Here is a 712-nt window from a genome sequence, read left to right as displayed (position 1 = left end):
GGCGACGGCGCTGCTGCGCTGCACACCTTGCCCAGAACGCGTTTTGCGTATGGCAAGCAACTTCCATGGCTGAGGGATGGGGCTAATCAGGTTACCAAACATGACTATGTTCTGGTCCAAAAAAATGACAGGAAGATCGGCGGCTTAGTGACTGCAAGTGATTTCAGTTCACAGTTTCGGATGATGTCCGAACCTTTTCTACTGGTTGGTGAGATTGAAAACGGAATTCGTCACCTCATGCACGGCCGCTTCAGCGCTACGGAGTTACAAGCCGCACGTGCGGATGGCGATGCAAGTAGAACAATCGAGCGTCCAAGCGATCTGACATTTGGCGAATACGTGCGACTCCTTCAAAACGAGAACAACTGGAATAAGTTGTCCATCAAAATTGACCGTCACGAGTTCGTAAAGCAGCTGGACCGAATCAGGATCATACGCAACGACGTGATGCATTTCGATCCCGATGGACTTGATCCGGACGATAAGACACTCCTCGTTGAGTTCGCCCAATTTTTGAAGCGAGTGCGAGAAATCTGCCGATAACCTTCAGCCTCCACACTTTTCCCCGGTATCACGGCGTGATATTCCTATGGCGGAGGCCGCGTAGACGTTAGGGATGGTCTGATCAACGCAGCCGGAAAACGAAACACGCCACATCCGCCGCGCTGAGGGCGCTCAAACCCCCGGTTTTTTGCCGTTTTCGGCATGTTTT

General features: G+C 52.0%; 1 protein-coding gene. It reads left to right on the top strand.

All coding sequences use genetic code 11. The annotated features are described in order from the left end of the window. The coding region (locus XCSCFBP4642_RS0107870; RefSeq protein WP_029219307.1) for a hypothetical protein at nucleotides 1-543 on the top strand (543 nt) is incomplete at its 5' end. Between the last annotated feature and the right edge of the window lie 169 nt (nucleotides 544-712).

Source organism: Xanthomonas cassavae CFBP 4642 (genome assembly GCF_000454545.1).
Lineage (GTDB): Bacteria > Pseudomonadota > Gammaproteobacteria > Xanthomonadales > Xanthomonadaceae > Xanthomonas > Xanthomonas cassavae.
Note: the sequence above shows the minus strand (reverse complement) of the source record. Positions and strands in the feature narration are given on the sequence as shown.